A 19,163-nucleotide genomic window follows, 5' to 3' on the forward strand; every position below is an offset into this window, starting at 1 on the left:
CAATGCGTTCGATGAAGCGTGATTGGATCGGGAATAGCATCGGGATGAGCCGATGTCCTACATCCTCTCCATGCTTTTATGCACAACGCGCTGCGGCGTTGGACGCAAATCGCATATCGCCTGTGCGGTGCGTCACGTTAATTACTAAGTATTTGAATTTAAAAGATAATTAGCGTGTGGTTAAAAAGTGATCAATCCGCAGCGAAGCGGTCTGCGGGGTTGCCCTGCAGACTTTTTTCCCGAGTTACGAACAGAGTTATCCACAGGTGCTGTGGGTGGATCGGCGGAACGCGCGTTTCAGATGCTTTCCGCGATCAGCAGCAGGTTGCGCGGCGTGAGACGGGTGGCGCAGAAGGCGCCCAGGGTGGCGCGATAGCCCTGTTCCTCGAGGTACAGGGCGCGGTCGAGCAGCAGCCACAGTTCCAGCGGTCGGCGGAACAACCCCCGCACCAGTTCGAGGTTGCGCACCTGGGCCAGGCGCTGCCAGCCGGCGGCCTCCCACCCTGGCCAGTCGATAGTCTCCGGCAGGCTGAGGCCCTTGAGGGCCGCGAGGTCGCGGCAGTAGTCGGCGAAGGGTTTATCCAGCCAGGTCGGCGGTACGGAAGGCGTAGGCAGGTAGTCGGCGCTGCGGCGGATATCCCTCTGCAGCAGATCGAATGCCAGCCGCCGTGCCATCGAGCCGTCGCGCTGACGGCGCACGCGGGCGCCGGCGGTGACCGTCTCGGCCTGCGGCAGGCGCAGATCGGCCCGCGACAGCTGCAGCGTAGAAGCCTGTGCCGAGCCGGAGAGCGGCTGGTATTGCGCGCTTTCGATGCGGTTGTAGCAGCAGGGTGCCACGGCCAACTGCCGACAGCCGCGGGCGCTGGCCAGTTGCAGCAGGCGCACGTGCAGGTCGCCGCAGGCATGCAGGGCGATGGCCGTATGTTCCGCCTTGAGCTGCGTAGCGGCATCGGCTGCCAGGACGTCCTGCTGGCAATGACGGGACTTGAGCGCGAGGCGATCGCTCAGTCGCTGGCCGTCCTGCACCAGCGCGGCATCGAACTCCAGGCTCAGCAGCGGCTTGCCGTCGCGGGCCAGCAGCCGGCCCAGGTGGCCCTTGCCGGCGCACCAGTCGAGCCAGTGCTGCGGCTCCTGGGTGAATCCGAGGCAGCTGGCGAAGGCTTCGATCTGCTGCCATTTGCGCCCCGGAACATCGACGCTCAGCGGGTGCGGCAGGCGGCCCAGGGGCACGGCGGGTAGCTCGCCGACGGCGGACAGGCGGGTAGCGGTGGCTGCCAGATCGGGGAAGGGCGCGGGGGCGTCGAGCAACTCGGGAGTGTTATGCGCAGCTTCGGCCTCTTCCAGGCTGCGGCCCCGCAGCCAGTGGGCCAGCTGCGGGTGATCGACCTCCCAGCTCAGCTGCAGTTCGGTGAACGGCTTGGGCCGCCACAGCGCCTGATGTTCCAGCAGGAAGCCGTCCAGTGCCTGGAAGCGCTGGAGCAGGTCGGAGCCGGTCAGGGGAGTGTCGTTCGGATGCACGGTGCGCAGCGGGAGGGGACCACGGGGCACGCATTATAGCGGCCCCGTGGGTGAGCACGGGAGCCGGTCAGCGGCCCTGCATGGAGTCCACCTTCAGCCAGCGTTCGAGCAGGCGGAAGATGCGGGTCAGCACCAGGGTGATCAGCAGGTAGAACAGCCCTGCGTAGCAGAAGAACAGCATGTTCTCGTAGGTGCGCGCGATGATGGTGCGGGTCATGCCCATGATGTCGAACAGGGTCACGGTATACACCACGGCGCTGGCCTTGAGCATGAGGATCACCTCGTTGCTGTACGCCGGCATGGCGATGCGCGCGGCACGCGGCAGGATGATGTGGAACAGCGCCTGGCGCCGCGACATGCCCAGGGCGCGGGCGGCTTCCACTTCACCCACCGGGATGGCGTGAATGGCGCCGCGCAGGATCTCGGCGATGTAGGCCGCGGTATGCAGCGTCATGGTCAGCAGGGCGCACCAGTAGGGATCGCGCAGATACGGCCAGAACGGCCCCTTGCGCACGCTTTCGAACTGGGCGAAGCCGTAGTAGACGATGAACAGTTGCAGCAGCAGCGGCGTGCCACGGAAGAAGAAGATGTAGGCGTAGGGCACCGCGCGCACATACCAGTGCCGCGAGGCGCGGGCGATGCCCAGCGGTACGGCCAGGCAGAGGCCGGCGACCACGGCGATGGCCAGCAGCTCCAGGGTCAGGGTGGCGCCCTGGAGCATCTTCGGCAGCCATTTGAGGAGCAGCTCCAGATCGGTCATAGCTCGTTCCTCACGAAGCCTCGGCCGGCGCGACGCTCGAGGAAGTGCAGGGCGGCCATGATGAAGACGGTCAGGCCCAGGTAGATGAAGGCCGCGGTCATGTAGAAGGTGAAGGGCTCCTTGGTCGCATTGGAGGCGACCTGGGCCTTGCGCATGATCTCGTCGAGGCTGATCAGCGAGACCAGGGCGGTGTCCTTGAGCAGGATCAGGTAGAGGTTGCCCAGGCCCGGCAGCGCCACGCGCCACACCTGCGGCAGCACGATGCGCCAGAAGATCCGCGGGGCAGACAGGCCCAGTGCCTGGCCGGCTTCACGGTGACCCTTGGGAATCGCCAGCAGCGCGCCACGGAACACCTCGGTGGCGTAGGCGCCAAAGCACAGGCCCAGGGCACAGGTGCCGGCGGCGAAGGGCGAAAGGGCGAATTCGGGGTAGCCGAACAGATTGCCGATGGCGTTCAGGCCGGTCACGGTACCGAAGTAGATCATCAGTACCCAGAGCGTCTCGGGGACGCCGCGCACCAGGGTGGTGTAGAAACCGCCGAGCATGCGCAGGAAGCTGTTCTTCGAGGTCTTGGCGATGGCGCCGAGCAGGCCGAGGATCAGTCCCACGCAGACTGCGGCGAGCGAAAGCTTGAGCGTCATCCAGGTGCCGGCGATCAACTGATCGCCAAAGCCGTGCAGGTCGAAAATCATGGGGAGTCACGCCTGAGGGCGCGCGCCGCCCGGGGCAGGGCGGCGCGGCACGCGCATCAGTAGATGCTGAAGGGGAAGTACTTTTCGTTGATCTTCTTGTAGGTACCGTCGTCGACAATTTCCTTCAGGGCGGCGTTCAGCTTGTCACGCAGCGGGTCGCCCTTGCGCACGGCGATGCCGATCTTGTCGTTGTCGAACACCGGCTCGCCCTTGAACTCGAAGTCCTTGCCGGCGTCGCTTTTCAGCCAGTCGTACTGCACGAACTTGTCGGCCAGCACGCCGTCGAGGCGGCCCGAGGACAGGTCGAGGTAGGCGTTTTCCTGGGTGTCGTAGAGCTTGATGGTGACCACGTCGGCCATGTTGTCTTCAAGCCAGGTGCCGGCGATGGTGGCGCGCTGCGCACCGATCACCTTGCCCTTCAGGTAGCCCTTGTCGGTCTTGAAGTCGGTGGACTTGGGCGCCACGAACTGCAGCTTGTTGGTGTAGTAGGGGTTGGTGAAGTCCACCGCCTGCTTGCGCTCGTCGGTGATCGACATGGAAGCGACGATGAAATCGAATTTCTTGGCGTTCAGGGCCGGGATGATGCCGTCCCAGTCGGAGGTGACGACCTCGCACTCGGTCTTCATCTTGGCGCACAGCGCCTTGCCGATCTCGATGTCGAAGCCGACCACCTGGCCGCTGGCGTCGATGCCGTTGAAGGGCGGGTAGGCGCCTTCGGTGCCGATGCGCAGCTTGTCGGCGGCGATGGCCTGGCTCCCCAGTGCAAAGGTGGCCGCGACAGCCAGAACGATCTTCTTATAGTTCTTCATTCAGTGATGCTCCGTTAGCGGTGGCTGGACATGAATTGTTTACAGCGTGCCGATTGCGGGTTGTCAAATACCTGCTGCGGCGGTCCCTGCTCTTCTACCAGGCCCTGGTGGAGGAACACCACCTCGCTGGACACCTGGCGGGCAAAGTTCATCTCGTGGGTGACCAGCAACATGGTGCGGCCTTCCTCGGCGAGCTTGCGGATCACGTTGAGCACTTCCTGGACCATCTCCGGGTCCAGCGCGGAAGTCGGCTCGTCGAACAGGATCACCTTGGGCTGCATCGCCAGCGTGCGGGCGATGGCGGCGCGCTGCTGCTGGCCGCCGGAGAGCTGGGCGGGGAAGCTGTGGCGCTTGTCGGCGATGCCGACCTTGGCCAGCAGGGCCTCGGCGATCTCGGTGGCTTCGGCCTTGGTCTTGCCCAGCACGCGGCGCGGCGCCTCGATGATGTTGTCGAGGATGCTCATGTGCGGCCAGAGGTTGAAGTTCTGGAAGACGAAGCCCAGTTCGCTGCGCAGACGGTTGATCTGCTTGTTATCCGAGGCGACCAGCGAGCCGTCCTTGGTTTTCTTCAGCTTGAGCTCTTCACCGGCGACCAGGATCTGGCCCTGGTGCGGGTTTTCCAGCAGGTTGATGCAGCGCAGGAACGTGGATTTACCGGAACCGGAGGAGCCGAGAATGGAAATCACATCGCCGTCGCGGGCGGTCAGGGAAATGCCTTTGAGCACTTCCAGGTCACCGTAACGCTTGTGCAGGTTACGGATTTCCAGAGCGGGCATGGCCGTGGCCATAAGGGGCTCCTCTATTGTTATTCGGACGCTTTGCAGCAGGCTTTCACAGCAGTTCACTGCAGAATCGGGGCCATCCTGGCGAGGGGCAAGCTAACACGCACTCCGGGGTGCGCCAAGCGCCCAGCTGCCGCGGTCGTCGGCGATAGTGGCGATTTGTCGCATTGCCGCAGGGCCTTGTCGCCTGGGCTGAACTAGCGCTGCCCGATGGTGCCCCGTTGGTGCAGCTGGGCGGTGCGCGGGGGCGCGATAGTGCCAGTTTGTGGCGTCGGATAAAAGTCCGGCGGCCCTGGGGCCGCCGGTGGGTGTCACTGCATCATCTGCCGCAGCTGCGGGCTCGGATCGTCGACCGCTTCGGCCGGGGTGATGTCGTCCTGGGATTCCGGCGGCTGGCTGGCCATCAGGTTCGGGTGGCCGGACAGGCGCGGGATCGGCAGTGGCTTGGCGTCGGCCAGTGCGCTGCCGCCGCCTTCGGTGGCGTTGATCGACGATTTGCGCGGCTGCGTCAGCACGTGGAAATCGGTGATCTCGATGACGCCCTTGCCTTCGGCCAGCAGGTGGAAGGAGAACGCCTTGCGCGCTTCCTCGTTGTCGAAACCGAAGGTCACCTCCAGTGGCTGGTTGCGTTTGACCAGCGGGAAGTCCGGCATCTGGATGGGCACCGGTTTTTCGAAGGAGCGCGTCTTGAGCGTCACTTTCGCCCCATTGGCGTCCATCTGGATCGCGCGGATCTTCAGGCGCACCGTGGTGTGGGTGTTGGCCGGGAACTCCAGGTACTGCGCGCCGATCAGGTTGTCGGTGTACTCGTTGTCGATCTGCGGCTTCAGGCGGATGCGCTCCTTGGTCGCGAACTGGTATTCGCGGGCCGACTGGGCCTTGGTCACCGACTGGTCGAGGATATCGGCGCGGGCGGTCATCAGGCGCGCGTCACGGCCGCTGAAGCGCCCTTCGAACTTGGCGCTGTCGGCGATGAAGCCGTCACTCTTGTAGCGCCGGCAGACCTGCTGGAAGTCGCACTCGGTAAAGTTGCCCTTGCCGTCGTGGTAGCGCTGCATGCCGTTGGTGAAGGTGACCATCTCGCGGCCGTTGCTGTACTCGCGGAACAGCGAGCGGCCGGCGATATCCTGCGGCGCCTTGATGGCGAAGTAGTCGAGTACCGAAGACTCCATGTCGACGTGGCCGTAGACGCCGGCCTTCACCGGCGGCAGCGCGGCCTGTTCCGGGGCGAGGATCAGGTTCAGGCCCCAGGCCGAAGCGAGGCGCACGTTGTCGATGCCGTGGGACTCGTCGGAGGTGACGATGACCAGGGTGTCCTTGAGCACGCCCTTCTCTTCCAGGCCCTTGAGGAAGGCATCGACCGCGTCGTCGAGGTAGGCGATGGCGGCCTGGCGCGGCGTCGGATACTTGGCCAGGTATTCCGGAGTAGACGAATACGGCTGGTGGGTGCCGACGGTGAGCAGGGTGAGCATCCACGGCTGCTTCTTCTCGCGCAGCTGACCGACGTAGTCCAGCGCGCCTTCGAAGAAGGCCTTGTCATCCATGCCCCAGGCGAACTCCAGGTAGGGCTTCTTCTTGAACCAGTCGCGGCCCAGGGTCTTGTCGAAGCCCATGGCCGGCATGACCTTGTCCTTGGCCATGAAACGCAGCCCCGCGCCCTGCAGGAAGTGCGTGCTGAAGCCGGCCTGGTGCAGTTGCGCCGGCAGGCACTCGGCGGCGCGGGTCGGGTTGCCCAGCAGTTCGACGCCCTTGGGCGTGCCGTTGTCCAGCTTGCTGTAGTCGCCGCAGAGCATGGCGTAGAGGCCGCGGATGGTCTGGTGGCTGTGCACCACGTAGTCCGGGGTGGTCATGGCGCGCTCGGCCCAGGTGCTCAGGCGCGGCATGACGTTTTCTTCGTAGCTGCTGCTCAGCGCCGCGCGGTTGGTCGCCACATAGGCGCCAGGAATACCTTCCATGGCGATGATCAGCACATTCTTCGCCTGGCCACGGCCGGCCAGCAGCGAGGTGCCGTTGAGGTCATGCTGGGTCAGGCCGGTAACGTCGGGCTTGATCTCGGGGAGGTCGCGGTCGCGCCAGTCCTGATAGGCCATCTCGCCGCCGGTAACCGCGCGGGACACCAGCTGGTGCGGCAGGTTGAACTGCTTCCACATCTCCGCGTCGCTGGGCTGGAAGTACTGCACGCCGAAGTGGCCGGCCAGCAGCAGTGCCGGCAGCGCGTAGGCGTAGCGCGGCAGCGGCTTCTCGCGGCGGCGCCAGAGCAGGGCGCAGGCGAGGATGCCGGCGCCGATGATGATCGCCAGGTGCAGGTGGTTGAGGCCGCCGCCTTCGGTGGAGTTGGCGACGAAGGTCGGGTCGGCGAGGAAGTGCAGGTCTTCCGGCGCAGGCATGCGGCCCACGGCGCTGACCAGCTCGGCGGTGCCGATCACCGACAATGCCCAGATCAGCATGACCGGAATGGCGATGAACAGCCGGCGGTTGTGCAGCGCGACGACCAGCAGCGTGCCCAGCGCGAGGTCCGACAGATAGCCCAGCGGGGAACCCCAGCCAAGGCTGTAGCGGCCGATCACCGGGACCAGCAGGAAAAGGGCAGACAGGGAAACCAGGTTGCCCCGGGAATTCCACCAGCTAATGAGTTTGCGCACAGTGACTCCGCTACGAAACATCGAATCCCGGAGGGTATCCCACTGAAGTGTGAGAATCGTCCGGATGGTCATGATTCTGAAAGATCGGTGTGCTATGTGCCAGTAGACACTGTGGTTAAGCAAACATTCGATACGAAACGTGGGAGCTTGCGGGGGCGGGGGAGGGACTTGTGCGGGGGGGAATGAAAAAGCCCCTGAAATCTCGCGATTTCAGGGGCTTTTCGGAAGGCTTGGTGCCCAGGGACGGAATCGAACCGCCGACACGGGGATTTTCAATCCCCTGCTCTACCAACTGAGCTACCTGGGCAACGTGGCGCGCATTAAAAGGGTTTTCGAAAGGGGTGTCAAGCGTGCCGCGAAAAAATTTTTCAAATAATACCGAAGCTTACGCGCTGGGCGGGACGTAGCCCTCGGCCTGCGCGTATTCCTCGCCGGAGAGGAACTTGTCCATTTCGGCGGTGAGGAACTTGCGGTCCTCGGCATTCATCATGTTCAGGCGCCGCTCGTTGATCAGCATGGTCTGGTGCTTCTGCCATTCTTCCCAGGCCTTCTTCGAGACGTGCTCGTAGATGTCCTGGCCCTTGGCGCCGGGATAGGGTGCGCGATCGAGGCCGGGCAGCTCTTCTTTGAATTTGCGGCACATCACCAGTCGGGTCATGACATTTCTCCTGCGTTCAACACGTCGGCGGCTCGTTTGAGCAGCTTCTTCACCGGGGCGGCAAGGCCGAGCCGCGGCGGGGTGGCGAGGTTATACCAGAGCCAGTCGGCCTCGGCCACGGCGGGGGCGGCGTCCTCGACGCGCACCAGCCAGGGCTCGATGGCCAGCTGGAAGTGGCTGAAGGTGTGGGTCAGGCCGGGCAGTTCGCGGCGCTCGCCCAGGCGCAGGGCGTGGCGCTGCGCCAGCGGGTCGAGGGCGCTGAGGTCGTCCAGCTCGGGGAAGCTCCACAAGCCGCCCCAGAGGCCGGTCGACGGGCGGCGATAGAGCAGGATGTCGCCCTCGCGGTTGGCCAGGATCGGCATCAGCGTGCGCTTCTGCGGCAGCGCCTTGCGCGGCTTGGACACCGGGAAGTCGCTCTCGCGGCCGAGGAAGTGCGCCCGGCAGCCTTCGCGCAGCGGGCAGAGCAGGCAGCTGGGCTTGCTGCGGGTACAGAGCGTGGCGCCCAGGTCCATCATCGCCTGGGTGTAGTGGTTGACCCGTGCGTGCGGCGTGAAGCGCTCGGCGGCCTCCCACAGTTGCCTGGCCACCTTGGGCTCGCCCGGATAGCCGTCGCAGGCGATGTAGCGCGCCAGCACGCGCTTGACGTTGCCGTCGAGGATCGGCGCGCGCAGGCCCATGGAGATGCTGGCGATGGCGCCGGCGGTGGAGCGGCCGATGCCGGGCAGCTCGGCGAGCTGTTCGACGTCGCGGGGGAATTCGCCGCCGTGCTGCTCCATTACCGTCTTCGCGGTCTTGTGCAGGTTGCGGGCGCGGGTGTAGTAGCCCAGGCCCGTCCACAGGTGCAGCACTTCGTCTTCCGCTGCATTGGCCAGGTCCGCCACGGTCGGCATAGCCGTCATGAAGCGGTCGTAGTAGCCCATCACGGTGCTGACCTGGGTCTGCTGCAGCATGATTTCCGACACCCACACCCGGTAGGGCGTGATGTTCTGCTGCCAGGGCAGGTCATGGCGGCCGTGGCTGTCGAACCAGTCGAGCACGGCCGAGTTGAAGCTTTGCGGGGTCACTTCTTGAACAGCCCTTTGAGTGCGTCTTTGAGTTCGGGACTGACCTTGTCGCCGAGCTTCTCTTCGAGTTTTTCGTTCAGCCGGTCGCCGGCCAGACGTGCGGCGATCTTGCCGATCCCATCCTTGTCCAGGCGGCAGGCCTTGGCGCCCAGTTCCAGCGGGCCGCGGCAGCGCAGCGGCCATTCGATGCCGACGTAGCGCTTGTTCACTTCGCAGGCCGGGTCGGGCATGTCGCTCTTGTCGCCTTCAATGGTCACGCCGACGCGGTAGTCCATGCCCAGCACGCGCAGGTCGAGGTCGCCGTCGCCCTTCACCGTCAGGCCGGGAATGCTGGCCTTGAGATCGGGGTTGCTGGCCACGCCATTGCGGAAGGTCAGGTTGCCCTGCAGTTCGCGGAAGGGCGTGTCCTTGCCGCCGTGCTCGGCGCTCAGCGACTTGCGGTTAAGGGTGGCGATGCCCTGGCACAGCTGCTGTTCGAGGTTGGCGTTGAGCAGCACGCCCTGGGTCATGACGAAGCGCGCGGTGCCGTTGAGGTTGTCGATCCAGGCCTTTTGACTGTTGCCCTGGGTGGTGATGTCGGCGTCCAGGTCCAGCAGGCCCTTCACCGGCGGCTTCTGGCCCTGGGATTCGAGCAGGCGCTCCACCGGCACGTCGGCGATGTGCTTCTTCACCTTCAGGGTCGGTACGTCCTGGCGCACGTCGAGGGTCGCAGCGGCGTTGAACTTGCCGTCGTACAGCTCGCCGCGCAGGTCGTCGAGGCTGAGCAGGCCACCCTGGCCACGCAGCTTGAGCACCGCGTTCTCGATGGGCAGCTTGTCCAGGGTCAGTTGGCCGAGGGTCAGGTTGGCGTCCAGGTCCAGCGCGCGCAGGCGGGCGACGGGCAGCAGCGGGGCGTCGCTCCAGGCCTGCTGGGTCGGCTGGCTGGGCAGCGGGGTGTCGCCCTTGATGGCGCTCTGCGCGGTGGCGTCGACTTCGGCCTTGCGTGCGCTGTTGGTCGCGTCCTGGGCCTGCTTGACCTTGGCCGGCAGGTAGCGGTCGAGGTTGAGCTTATCGCCGGCCAGTTGGGCACGAATCGCCTGCTTGCCGAAGTCGGCGATGCCCAGGGTGCCGCTGAAGCTGCTGTCATCCAGCTTCAGCTTGATGTCGCCCAGGGTCAGGCTGTTGCGGGTGCCGCTGACGCGGGTGGCCAGCTCCAGCTTGGTCAGGGTGTTGGCGTCGGCCATGGCCGGCAGGGTCTGGCCGATGCCTTCGAGGAACTCGCGCAGGTTGAACGGCGCCAGCGACAGGCCGCCATCGAACTTGGGCTCCTTGTCCAGCTCGCGGGCCTTGATCTCGCCCAGCGCGCGCAGCTGGTTGACGGTGATCTTCAGGCCGTTCCACTCGGCGACCTGGGCGGCCTGGTCGAGCACCAGCTGGCCCTGGGCGCTGTAGTTGGCGGTCTTGCCCTGGAACGGATCGCCCGAGACTTCGCCGGACAGCTTGGCGTCTTCGAGCTGATAGCGCTTGAGCGCGCGGTCGAAGCGCAGGTTGCCGGTCAGCTCGGTACGGGCGCGGATCACCGGCTGGTTGGTGCCCAGGTAGGCGTTGAGCTTCACCGGGATGTTGCTGCCTTCGCGGATGGCGCCGGTGGTCAGCTCGATGCCTTCGACGCTGTAGTTCTTGCCGTTCTGGGCGTCGGCGTAGTCGATGCGGGCGTTCTTCACGCTCAGGCTGTCGATGTCCAGCTTCATCGCCTGGTGGGATTCCTGCGCGTCCGCCTTGGCCTGCTCGCTGGGCGCCGGCGCAGGCTGTGCGGCGGGCGGCGTGCCATTGGCCGGCTGGGCGGGCTTGCCGATACTTTCCCAGTTGCCGACGCCATTCTTGTCCTTGTTCAGGGAGAGGGTCAGGCCTTCGACACGGATGTCGCTCATCTGCACTTCCTTGCGCAGCAGCGGCAGCACGCGCACGGACATGGCCAGCAACTGGGCGTCGGCAAACGGCTTGTCCGGCGTCTGCAGGCTGGCCACGCTGGTGTCGTGCAGCTCCAGGCCCAGCCAGGGGAACAGGCTCCAGCCGATGTCGCCCTTGAGGTTGAGCTCCAGGTTGGCCTTGTCCCGGGCGATCTGGCGGATCTCGTCCTTGTAGTCATTCGGGTCGAAGAAGTGGGTCAGCACGAAGCCGGCGGCGACGATGAGCAGCAGCAGGACCAGGGCAATGATGCCGATGATTTTGCCGAACGCTTTCATGGACGGGTCCTTGTTCAGGCGGCGAGTGAAGTAGCGGAGAAGTATACCAATCACGCAGCGGCACCCCAGCCCGTGAAGGCGGGATAGTCATTGCGGGGTTTGAACCGGCGTCGGGCGCGCGGTTCCCGGCGCTGGCGGATCAGGCCGGCTGCAGCGTCAGACCGAGATGCTGTGCAAACTGCGCGGCTTCGGCGCGGCTTTCCGGGGCGACCAGGCGCAGCGCCGCGCCCTGCAGCACGGCCAGGCGCTGGGCTTCTTCCAGCAGTCGCCGGGCCACGCCGCGATTACGGGTGATGCGCCGTACGCACAGGTGCGAGAGGCGCCAGATATCGCCGTCGCGTGCGATCCAGGCCGCGCCCAGCAGGCGGTCGTTGAAGCGCCCGGTGAACAGCCGGCCCTCGGCAAGTCCACGCTCGACCAGCTCTGCGGCATCGGCGAACGGCGCCAGCAGCCAGTCCGGCGCGTCGGCGTAGATCTTCAGCAGGTCCTGGCGGTCCTGCTCGCTGGGCTGGGTCAGGTGCTGGACGACGACGGGCATCGGGCAATCCTTGAAAGACGAGCCGCGCAGTTTAGGACCATCGGCCAGCGCCGACCACCGCCCATAGCCGTGCAGCGCCCGGCACGCCTATAATGCCGCCCCTTCTTATAATTACGTGCAGTGTTAGCTGTGGAGCTGGTGATGGCCGAACGCAAGGCATCCGTCGCGCGCGACACCCTGGAAACCCAGATCAAGGTTTCCATCGACCTGGATGGAACGGGCAAGGCCCGCTTCGATACCGGGGTTCCCTTCCTCGAGCACATGATGGACCAGATCGCCCGCCACGGCCTGATCGACCTGGACATCGAGTGCAAGGGCGACCTGCATATCGACGACCACCATACTGTCGAAGACATCGGCATCACCCTCGGCCAGGCCTTCGCCAAGGCCATCGGCGACAAGAAGGGCATCCGCCGCTACGGCCATGCCTACGTGCCGCTGGACGAGGCGCTGTCGCGCGTGGTCATCGACTTCTCCGGCCGCCCCGGCCTGCAGATGCACGTGCCGTTCACCCGCGCCAGCGTCGGTGGCTTCGATGTCGACCTGTTCATGGAGTTCTTCCAGGGCTTCGTCAACCACGCCAACGTCACCCTGCACATCGACAACCTGCGCGGGCACAACACCCACCACCAGATCGAAACCGTGTTCAAGGCCTTCGGCCGCGCGCTGCGCATGGCCATCGAGCTCGACGAGCGCATGGCCGGGCAGATGCCGTCCACCAAAGGGTGCCTGTAATGCAGACCGTCGCCGTCATCGACTACGGCATGGGCAACCTCCACTCGGTGTCCAAGGCGCTGGAGCGCGTGGGCGCCGGGCGTGTGCTGGTGACCAGCGACGCCAACGTGATCCGCGAGGCGGACCGCGTGGTGTTCCCCGGTGTCGGTGCGATCCGTGACTGCATGGCCGAGATCAAGCGCCTGGGCTTCGACAGCCTGGTGCGTGAAGTCAGCCAGGACCGTCCGTTCCTCGGCATCTGCGTCGGTATGCAGGCGCTGCTGGAGCGCAGCGAGGAGAACGATGGCGTCGACTGCATCGGCCTGTTCCCCGGCCAGGTGCGCTTCTTCGGCAAGGACCTGCACGAGGACGGCGAGCACCTGAAGGTGCCGCACATGGGCTGGAACGAAGTGGCGCAGAGCGTGGATCACCCGCTGTGGCACGACATCCCGGACCGCGCGCGCTTCTACTTCGTGCACAGCTATTACATCCAGGCCGGTAACCCGCGCCAGGTGGTCGGTCGCGGTCATTACGGCGTCGACTTCGCCGCCGCGCTGGCCGACGGCTCGCGCTTCGCCGTGCAGTTCCACCCGGAGAAGAGCCATACCCATGGCCTGCAGCTGCTGCAGAACTTCGCCGCCTGGGACGGGCGCTGGTAAGCCATGGCCCGGCAGAAGGACAAGCCCGCGATCCTCGAGCTCGATGGCGCCCAGCGCCAGAGCGCGGCGCGGGCCATCCAGCGTTTCCTCGAAGACCGCTTCGAGCTGGGCGTGGGCTCCTTCGAGGCCGAAGAGGCGCTGGACTTCTTCCTGCGCGAGTTCGGCCCGCTGTTCTACAACAAGGCGATCTTCGACGTGCAATCTCACCTGAAAGACCGGTTCGAGAGCATCGAAAGCGACTTGTGGGCGCTCGAGAAGAGCTGACCCGACCCCATTCATCTTTGGCTTCGAGCAGGTTCAACCCATGCTGATCATCCCCGCAATCGATCTGAAAGACGGCGCCTGCGTGCGCCTGCGCCAGGGCCTGATGGAAGACGCCACGGTGTTCTCCGACGACCCGGTGTCCATGGCCGCCAAGTGGGTGGAGGGCGGTTGCCGCCGTCTGCACCTGGTGGACCTGAACGGCGCCTTCGAAGGCAAGCCGGTCAACGGTGACGTGGTCACCGCCATCGCCAAGCGCTACCCGACCCTGCCGATCCAGATCGGCGGCGGCATCCGTTCGCTGGAAACCATCGAGCACTACGTGCGCGCTGGCGTCAGCTACGTGATCATCGGCACCAAGGCGGTCAAGCAGCCGGAATTCGTTGCCGAAGCGTGCAAGGCATTCCCCGGCAAGGTGATCGTCGGCCTCGACGCCAAAGACGGCTTTGTCGCCACCGACGGCTGGGCGGAAGTGAGCGAAGTGCAGGTGATCGACCTGGCCAAGCGCTTCGAAGCCGATGGCGTCTCGGCGATCGTCTACACCGACATCGCCAAGGACGGCATGATGCAGGGCTGCAACGTCGAAGCCACCGCGGCCCTGGCCAACGCCACGCGCATCCCGGTGATCGCCTCGGGCGGTATCCACAACCTGGGTGATATCCAGAAGCTGCTGGACGCCCGCACCCCGGGCATCGTCGGCGCCATCACCGGCCGCGCGATCTACGAAGGCACCCTGGACGTCGCCGAAGCGCAGGCGCTGTGCGATCGTGAAGCGGCAAGCGGCAAGCTGTAAGCCACAAGCTCTTACTTGCAGCTTGAGGCTTGTCGCTTGAAGCTGCTTTCGGAGAAAGCAATGACCCTGGCTAAACGCATCATTCCCTGCCTCGACGTGGACAACGGCCGCGTGGTGAAGGGCGTCAAGTTCGAGAACATCCGCGACGCCGGTGACCCGGTGGAAATCGCCCGTCGCTACGACGAGCAGGGCGCGGACGAGATCACCTTCCTCGACATCACCGCCAGCGTCGATGGCCGCGACACCACGCTGCACACCGTCGAGCGCATGGCCAGCCAGGTGTTCATCCCGCTGACCGTGGGCGGCGGCGTCAGGACGGTGCAGGACATCCGCAACCTGCTCAATGCCGGTGCGGACAAGGTCTCGATCAACACCGCCGCCGTCTTCACTCCCGAGTTCGTCGGCGAAGCCGCCGCGCGCTTCGGTTCGCAGTGCATCGTGGTCGCCATCGACGCCAAGAAGGTGTCGGCCCCCGGCGAAACCCCACGCTGGGAAATCTTCACCCACGGTGGCCGCAAACCCACCGGGCTCGATGCGGTGGAGTGGGCGAAGAAGATGGAAGGCCTGGGCGCCGGTGAAATCCTCCTGACCAGCATGGACCAGGACGGCGTCAAGAGCGGCTACGACCTGGGCGTGACCCGCGCCATCAGCGAGGCCGTGGGCGTGCCGGTGATCGCCTCCGGCGGCGTCGGCAACCTGGAGCACCTGGCGGCCGGCATCCTCGAAGGCAAGGCCGACGCGGTGCTGGCGGCGAGCATCTTCCACTTCGGCGAGTACAGCGTGCCGGAGGCCAAGGCCTACCTGGCCAGCCGCGGCATCGTCGTACGCTGACACCCTTCCGGGCCGGGGTCCTCCCGGCCCGATGGCAGTTTTCTGACATCTCCCCACGAGCGACCCGCTGCTGCGGCCTGTCGCCGCATACCTTTGCGCGCGGGGCCTGGCCAACAAAGCCTGCAGTCAAGCTAATGGCGAATGCGTATCTCATTGCCATATTCATAGGGTTTATTGGCGTCAATTCTCCGAGTAAGCTCTGCGGCTTCTCAGAATTGTCATACGCAGGAAATATCTCGATGCTGAAGCGCATTCTGCTCGCCTGGCTGGGCTGCGGCCTGCTCCTGGCCGGCGCGGCAAGGGCCGAAACGGATTCTTCGGATTACAGCGTGGTGCTGCTCACCGAGAACTTCCCGCCCTACAACATGGCCATCAACGGCAAGAACTTCGCCCAGGAAGACAGCATCGACGGCATCGCCGTGGATATCGTCAAGGAGATGTTCAAGCGTGCCGGCGTGCAGTACAGCCTGACCCTGCGCTTCCCCTGGGACCGCATCTACAAGCTGGCGCTGGAGAAGCCCGGCTACGGTGTGTTCGTCACCGCGCGACTGCCCGAGCGCGAGAAGCAGTTCAAGTGGGTCGGCCCGATCGGTCCGGACGACTGGGTCCTGCTGGCCAAGGCCGACAGCCCGATCAGCCTGAACAACCTCGACGAGGCGAAGCAGTACCGCGTCGGCGCCTACAAGGGCGACGCCATGGCCCAGTACCTGGGTGAACACGGCTTCGAGCCGGTGCTGGCGCTGCGGGACCAGGAGAATGCCGCCAAGCTGCGCGACGGCCAGATCGACCTGTGGGCCAGCGGTGATCCGGCCGGTCGCTACCTGGCCAAGCAGGTCGGCGTCACCGGCCTGAAGACCGTGCTGCGCTTCAACAGTGACCAGCTGTTCCTCGCGCTGAACCGCGAGACCCCCGACGAAGTGGTGCAGAAACTGCAGGGCGCCCTGGACAAGATGCGCGCCGAAGGTTTCGTCGACGACGTGCTCAACAGTTACCTGTGACACCCGCAGGCCGGCCACTCGCCGGCCTTCGTGTTTGGCGTCGACACCCCTCGGCGCCGGTTTTGCCACGGAAGGCAGACGAGCGAAGTATTCCGTCCCCTCTGCAGGGATGCCGCAAGCCCAATAACGATAACCAAGCGAGCGGTATGACCATGCTGAAAGTCCTGAACAAGGCCCTGACCCTGGGCCTGCTGTTGGGGGCCGCCACGGCCCACGCCGAGTTGCCCGTCGATTACAAGATGGTGCTGCTCACCGAAAACTTCCCGCCCTTCAACATGGCGGTGGACGACAAGAACTTCGCCCGTGACGAGGGCATCGACGGCATCAGCACCGATATCGTCCGCGAGATGTTCAAGCGCGCCGGCATCCAGTACAGCCTGAGCCTGCGCTTCCCCTGGGATCGCCTGTACAAGCTGACCCAGGACAAGCCCGACTACGGGCTGTTCTCCACCACCTACACGCCCGAGCGCGTGCCGCTGTTCAAGTGGGTCGGGCCGATCGCCAAGACCAGTTGGGTGCTGCTGGCGCCGCCGGGCAGCTCGATCAAGGTCAAGGACCTCAAGGACGCCGCCAAGTACAAGCTCGGCGCCTACAAGAACGACGCCGTCAGCCAGAACCTGGAGAGCCAGGGCATCCCGGTGCTCAACGCGCTGCGTGACCAGGAGAACGTGAAGAAGCTGACCAGCGGCGAGATCGACCTGTGGGCGACCACCGACCCGGTGGGCCGCTACCTGGCCAAGCAGGAGGGCGTCTCCGGCCTGCAGACCGTGCTGCGCTTCAACGAAGCCCAGCTCTACCTGGCAATCAACAAGGACACCCCGGACGAGGTGGTGACGCGACTGCAGAAGGCGCTGGACGAGATGCGCGCCGATGGGTTCATCGAGCAGGCGACCAATAACTACCTGTAATCAGCTTGCTCGCATGCGGGGATGGCCGGAAGACGACGCTGCCGGGCTTCGTTCCGATCAGCTCCCTCTCCCTTCAGGGAGAGGGCGGGGGAGAGGGCGGCGCTTGACGCTGGAGTTGCCTGCAAGCCCCTCTCCCTAACCCTCTCCCTGAAGGGAGAGGGGATATCCGTGCGCTTGGCGAGAGCTGTGCTCGCCGGGGGCTGATTCAGCGGTAAACACCATTCTGCCCATGCCCCGCCATGGCGCGGTTGCCGCGCTCGGCGATCATCAGCGAAGGTTTCACCAGCTCGAAGCCCTGGGCTTTCAGGGTGGGCAGCACGCGCTTGAGCACGGCGAGGGTGGCCGGCTTCGGGTGGCCGATCATCACCACCGTGCCCTGCTTGCGCGCCAGCGCCAGGCCGCGCTGCATCTGCTCCATCACTGCGGCCTCGCTCGGGTCGTCATCGAGGAACACGTCCCGCGACAGGCTGGCGAGGCCGATCTTCTGGGCCTCAGCGGCGGCCACGGTGGCGGCGCTGGTGCGGCTGTCGAGCAGGAACAGGTGGCGCTGCTGCAGCTGCGCGGCGAGCCAGGCCATGGCTGGGCGGTCGGCGGTCATGCGGCTGCCTTCGTGGTTGTTCAGGCCCTGCACGTAGGGCACCTGCGCCAGGGCGGCATCGAGGCGGCGGGCGCGCTCGTCCTGGGTCAGTTCCGGAGTCCAGGCGTACTCGCCGCCGGCCGGGTCCATCGGCATGTGCAGCATGATGGTGCGCCCGCGCTGGTGCGCTTCACGCGCGAGATCCGCCGCGTGGGGCGTACCGGGGATGATCGCCAGGGCGATGGCGGGGGAGAGGTCCATGACCTGGCGGTCGCGCGCCAGGTTCTGCCCGAGGTCGTCGATGACGATGCTGACCAGCGGCTTGCTGCTGTCCGGCCGGGGCGCGGCGGCCACCGGCAGGCACAGCAGCGCGCCCAGGCACAGGCCGAACAGCAGCCGGGCCGAGCGCATCGGTCAGTTGTTGCCGCGGCTGACGCTGAGTCCTTTCAGCAGGCTGAGGGCCTGGGCGAGCTGATAGTCGCCATCCTGCGGCTTGTCCACCGGCGGTTTGCCGGCGGTGGTCGGGCGATCCTGACCGCCGTTGCCGTTGGCCAGGTGGCCCTGCAGGTCGGCTTCCTTGAAGCCGTCGAACTCGCTCTGCTCGCGGGTTACCTTGGCGCGTTCCACCTCGATGTCCGGGGTGATGCCCTGGGCCTGGATGGAGCGGCCGTTGGGGGTGTAGTACAGCGCGGTGGTGAGCTTCAGGGCGCGGTCGTTGTTCAGCGGCAGCACGGTCTGTACCGAGCCCTTGCCGAAGCTGTCGGTGCCCATGAGGATCGCGCGCTTCTGGTCCTGCAGGGCGCCGGCGACGATTTCCGCCGCCGAGGCGCTGCCGCCGTTGATCAGCACCACCAGCGGGACGCCATCGCTGGGGTCGGCCGGGTCGGCGGAGAAGCGCAGCTCGGAGTTGGGGATGCGGCCCTTGGTGTAGACGATCAGGCCCTTGGTGAGGAACGCGTCGGCCACTTCCACCGCCGACTGCAGCACGCCGCCGGGGTTGTTGCGCAGGTCCAGCACCAGGCCCTTGAGCTTGCCCTTGTTGTCGTTGCGCAGCTTGGCCAGCGCCTTGACGGTTTCCTCGCCGGTGTTGACCTGGAACTGGGTGATGCGCAGGTAGCCGTAGCCCGGTTCGAGCATCTGGCTGCGCACGCTCTTGACCTTGATGATGGCGCGCTTGAGGGTGACGTCGAACGGCTTGCCGCCGCCACGCACGATGGTCAGGGTGATGGGCGAGCCGGCCTTGCCGCGCATGCTGTCCACCGCCTCGTTCATCGACTGGCCCTTGGTCGGCTTGCCGTCGATCTTCACGATCAGATCGCCCGGCTGGATGCCGGCGCTGGCCGCCGGGGTGTCGTCGATCGGCGAGATCACCTTGACGAAGCCATCCTCGCTGCCGACCTCGATGCCCAGGCCGCCGAACTCGCCGCTGGTGCTTTCCTGCAGCTCGGCGAACTCTTCCGGGCCGAGGTAGGCGGAGTGCGGGTCGAGGTTGCTGAGCATGCCCTTGATGGCATTCTCCAGCAGGGTCTTGTCGTCTACCGGCTCGACGTACGCGGCCTTCACCCGGTCCAGGACCTCGGCGAAGGTGCGCAGCTCATCGAGCGGCAGCGGAGCCTCCTTGCCGTTGGTCGCCGGAGCTGCTGCCGGGGCGTCGGCGGCCTGAACCGCGCCAGCGCCGAGCAGCAAGGCCAGGGCCAGGGTAGTGAGACGGAAAGCTTGCGACATGTTTGGCTC

Annotated in this window: 19 protein-coding genes and 1 tRNA gene; 7 read left to right on the forward strand and 13 right to left on the reverse strand. The window is 65.6% G+C overall.

Translation table 11 applies throughout. The features are described from left to right. Nucleotides 1–297 precede the first annotated feature (297 nt). The 11 genes from HNP46_RS09105 to panM form a co-directional block, all read right to left on the reverse strand. Nucleotides 298–1,548 (reverse strand): methyltransferase, encoded by a 1,251-nt coding sequence (locus HNP46_RS09105; RefSeq protein ID WP_409372420.1) that lies wholly within the window; start codon nucleotides 1,546–1,548, stop codon nucleotides 298–300. 37 nt (nucleotides 1,549–1,585) lie between these two features. Then, complete coding sequence (locus tag HNP46_RS09110) at nucleotides 1,586–2,278, reverse strand: ABC transporter permease (RefSeq protein ID WP_184587956.1); 693 nt, start codon at nucleotides 2,276–2,278, stop codon at nucleotides 1,586–1,588. Further along, entirely contained in the window at nucleotides 2,275–2,970 is a 696-nt protein-coding gene (locus tag HNP46_RS09115) for an ABC transporter permease (protein ID WP_184587958.1), read from the reverse strand. The genes HNP46_RS09110 and HNP46_RS09115 overlap by 4 nt, the downstream gene beginning before the upstream one ends. A 56-nt stretch (nucleotides 2,971–3,026) precedes the next feature. After that, nucleotides 3,027–3,779, reverse strand: coding sequence for an ABC transporter substrate-binding protein (locus tag HNP46_RS09120; protein WP_184587960.1), 753 nt, complete (start codon nucleotides 3,777–3,779; stop codon nucleotides 3,027–3,029). Between the two features lie 14 nt (nucleotides 3,780–3,793). Beyond that, the gene (locus HNP46_RS09125) at nucleotides 3,794–4,567 is read right to left on the reverse strand and encodes an ABC transporter ATP-binding protein (RefSeq protein ID WP_184587962.1); all 774 of its coding nucleotides are present in this window, start codon (nucleotides 4,565–4,567) and stop codon (nucleotides 3,794–3,796) included. Between the two features lie 305 nt (nucleotides 4,568–4,872). Beyond that, on the reverse strand, nucleotides 4,873–7,203 hold the full coding sequence (locus tag HNP46_RS09130; RefSeq protein ID WP_184587964.1) for an LTA synthase family protein: 2,331 nt from the start codon (nucleotides 7,201–7,203) through the stop codon (nucleotides 4,873–4,875). A gap of 231 nt (nucleotides 7,204–7,434) precedes the next feature. Beyond that, nucleotides 7,435–7,510: transfer RNA gene (locus HNP46_RS09135), tRNA-Phe, on the reverse strand. Between the two features lie 78 nt (nucleotides 7,511–7,588). Beyond that, on the reverse strand, nucleotides 7,589–7,861 hold the full coding sequence (locus tag HNP46_RS09140) for an oxidative damage protection protein (protein WP_138213851.1): 273 nt from the start codon (nucleotides 7,859–7,861) through the stop codon (nucleotides 7,589–7,591). After that, nucleotides 7,858–8,925: an A/G-specific adenine glycosylase gene (gene mutY, locus HNP46_RS09145; protein ID WP_184587966.1), complete on the reverse strand. Its 1,068-nt coding sequence runs from the start codon at nucleotides 8,923–8,925 to the stop codon at nucleotides 7,858–7,860. Before mutY ends, HNP46_RS09140 begins: the two co-directional genes overlap by 4 nt. Further along, a complete protein-coding gene (locus HNP46_RS09150; protein WP_184587968.1) occupies nucleotides 8,922–11,150 on the reverse strand; it encodes an AsmA family protein in 2,229 nt (742 codons plus the stop codon). Before HNP46_RS09150 ends, mutY begins: the two co-directional genes overlap by 4 nt. A 139-nt stretch (nucleotides 11,151–11,289) precedes the next feature. Further along, nucleotides 11,290–11,688 (reverse strand): aspartate 1-decarboxylase autocleavage activator PanM, encoded by a 399-nt coding sequence (gene panM / locus HNP46_RS09155; protein WP_184587970.1) that lies wholly within the window; start codon nucleotides 11,686–11,688, stop codon nucleotides 11,290–11,292. A 141-nt stretch (nucleotides 11,689–11,829) separates the two neighbouring features. On the opposite strand from panM, the gene hisB reads away from it, so the two are divergent. The 7 genes from hisB (at nucleotide 11,830) to HNP46_RS09190 (ending at nucleotide 16,852) form a co-directional block, all read left to right on the forward strand. Then, a complete protein-coding gene (hisB, locus tag HNP46_RS09160) occupies nucleotides 11,830–12,423 on the forward strand; it encodes an imidazoleglycerol-phosphate dehydratase HisB (protein ID WP_015479330.1) in 594 nt (197 codons plus the stop codon). After that, on the forward strand, nucleotides 12,423–13,061 hold the full coding sequence (gene hisH, locus HNP46_RS09165; RefSeq protein WP_081515338.1) for an imidazole glycerol phosphate synthase subunit HisH: 639 nt from the start codon (nucleotides 12,423–12,425) through the stop codon (nucleotides 13,059–13,061). The genes hisB and hisH overlap by 1 nt, the downstream gene beginning before the upstream one ends. A gap of 3 nt (nucleotides 13,062–13,064) precedes the next feature. Next, nucleotides 13,065–13,325, forward strand: a complete 261-nt coding sequence (locus HNP46_RS09170) for a DUF2164 domain-containing protein (protein WP_184587972.1) — start codon at nucleotides 13,065–13,067, stop codon at nucleotides 13,323–13,325. 40 nt (nucleotides 13,326–13,365) lie between these two features. Beyond that, nucleotides 13,366–14,115 carry a 1-(5-phosphoribosyl)-5-[(5-phosphoribosylamino)methylideneamino]imidazole-4-carboxamide isomerase gene (gene hisA / locus HNP46_RS09175; RefSeq protein WP_184587974.1) on the forward strand — a complete coding sequence of 250 codons (750 nt, stop codon included), beginning with the start codon at nucleotides 13,366–13,368 and terminating at the stop codon, nucleotides 14,113–14,115. Between the two features lie 60 nt (nucleotides 14,116–14,175). Continuing rightward, nucleotides 14,176–14,946, forward strand: a complete 771-nt coding sequence (gene hisF / locus HNP46_RS09180; RefSeq protein ID WP_184587976.1) for an imidazole glycerol phosphate synthase subunit HisF — start codon at nucleotides 14,176–14,178, stop codon at nucleotides 14,944–14,946. Between the two features lie 242 nt (nucleotides 14,947–15,188). After that, entirely contained in the window at nucleotides 15,189–15,944 is a 756-nt protein-coding gene (locus HNP46_RS09185) for a substrate-binding periplasmic protein (protein WP_184588175.1), read from the forward strand. Nucleotides 15,945–16,096: 152 nt separating this feature from the next. Next, a complete protein-coding gene (locus tag HNP46_RS09190) occupies nucleotides 16,097–16,852 on the forward strand; it encodes a substrate-binding periplasmic protein (protein ID WP_184588177.1) in 756 nt (251 codons plus the stop codon). A 205-nt stretch (nucleotides 16,853–17,057) separates the two neighbouring features. On the opposite strand, the gene HNP46_RS09195 is transcribed toward HNP46_RS09190, so the two are convergent. Together HNP46_RS09195 and HNP46_RS09200 are read right to left on the reverse strand one after the other, a co-directional pair. Continuing rightward, a complete protein-coding gene (locus HNP46_RS09195; RefSeq protein ID WP_184587978.1) occupies nucleotides 17,058–17,840 on the reverse strand; it encodes a divergent polysaccharide deacetylase family protein in 783 nt (260 codons plus the stop codon). A gap of 3 nt (nucleotides 17,841–17,843) precedes the next feature. Further along, nucleotides 17,844–19,154, reverse strand: coding sequence for a S41 family peptidase (locus HNP46_RS09200; protein ID WP_184587980.1), 1,311 nt, complete (start codon nucleotides 19,152–19,154; stop codon nucleotides 17,844–17,846). Nucleotides 19,155–19,163 lie beyond the last annotated feature (9 nt).

It is taken from the genome of Pseudomonas nitroreducens (genome assembly GCF_014204515.1).
Lineage (GTDB): Bacteria > Pseudomonadota > Gammaproteobacteria > Pseudomonadales > Pseudomonadaceae > Pseudomonas > Pseudomonas nitritireducens_A.

What these genes read in the sequence shown, in the direction of transcription:
- HNP46_RS09110 (WP_184587956.1), bottom strand. Translation starts at nt 2,278, where the DNA reads ATGACCGATCTGGAGCTGCTCCTCAAATGGCTGCCGAAGATGCTCCAG.
- HNP46_RS09115 (WP_184587958.1), bottom strand. Translation starts at nt 2,970, where the DNA reads ATGATTTTCGACCTGCACGGCTTTGGCGATCAGTTGATCGCCGGCACC.
- HNP46_RS09120 (WP_184587960.1), bottom strand. Translation starts at nt 3,779, where the DNA reads ATGAAGAACTATAAGAAGATCGTTCTGGCTGTCGCGGCCACCTTTGCA.
- HNP46_RS09125 (WP_184587962.1), bottom strand. Translation starts at nt 4,567, where the DNA reads ATGGCCACGGCCATGCCCGCTCTGGAAATCCGTAACCTGCACAAGCGT.
- HNP46_RS09140 (WP_138213851.1), bottom strand. Translation starts at nt 7,861, where the DNA reads ATGACCCGACTGGTGATGTGCCGCAAATTCAAAGAAGAGCTGCCCGGC.
- HNP46_RS09150 (WP_184587968.1), bottom strand. Translation starts at nt 11,150, where the DNA reads ATGAAAGCGTTCGGCAAAATCATCGGCATCATTGCCCTGGTCCTGCTG.
- panM (WP_184587970.1), bottom strand. Translation starts at nt 11,688, where the DNA reads ATGCCCGTCGTCGTCCAGCACCTGACCCAGCCCAGCGAGCAGGACCGC.
- hisB (WP_015479330.1), top strand. Translation starts at nt 11,830, where the DNA reads ATGGCCGAACGCAAGGCATCCGTCGCGCGCGACACCCTGGAAACCCAG.
- hisH (WP_081515338.1), top strand. Translation starts at nt 12,423, where the DNA reads ATGCAGACCGTCGCCGTCATCGACTACGGCATGGGCAACCTCCACTCG.
- HNP46_RS09170 (WP_184587972.1), top strand. Translation starts at nt 13,065, where the DNA reads ATGGCCCGGCAGAAGGACAAGCCCGCGATCCTCGAGCTCGATGGCGCC.
- hisA (WP_184587974.1), top strand. Translation starts at nt 13,366, where the DNA reads ATGCTGATCATCCCCGCAATCGATCTGAAAGACGGCGCCTGCGTGCGC.
- hisF (WP_184587976.1), top strand. Translation starts at nt 14,176, where the DNA reads ATGACCCTGGCTAAACGCATCATTCCCTGCCTCGACGTGGACAACGGC.
- HNP46_RS09190 (WP_184588177.1), top strand. Translation starts at nt 16,097, where the DNA reads ATGCTGAAAGTCCTGAACAAGGCCCTGACCCTGGGCCTGCTGTTGGGG.
- HNP46_RS09195 (WP_184587978.1), bottom strand. Translation starts at nt 17,840, where the DNA reads ATGCGCTCGGCCCGGCTGCTGTTCGGCCTGTGCCTGGGCGCGCTGCTG.
- HNP46_RS09200 (WP_184587980.1), bottom strand. Translation starts at nt 19,154, where the DNA reads ATGTCGCAAGCTTTCCGTCTCACTACCCTGGCCCTGGCCTTGCTGCTC.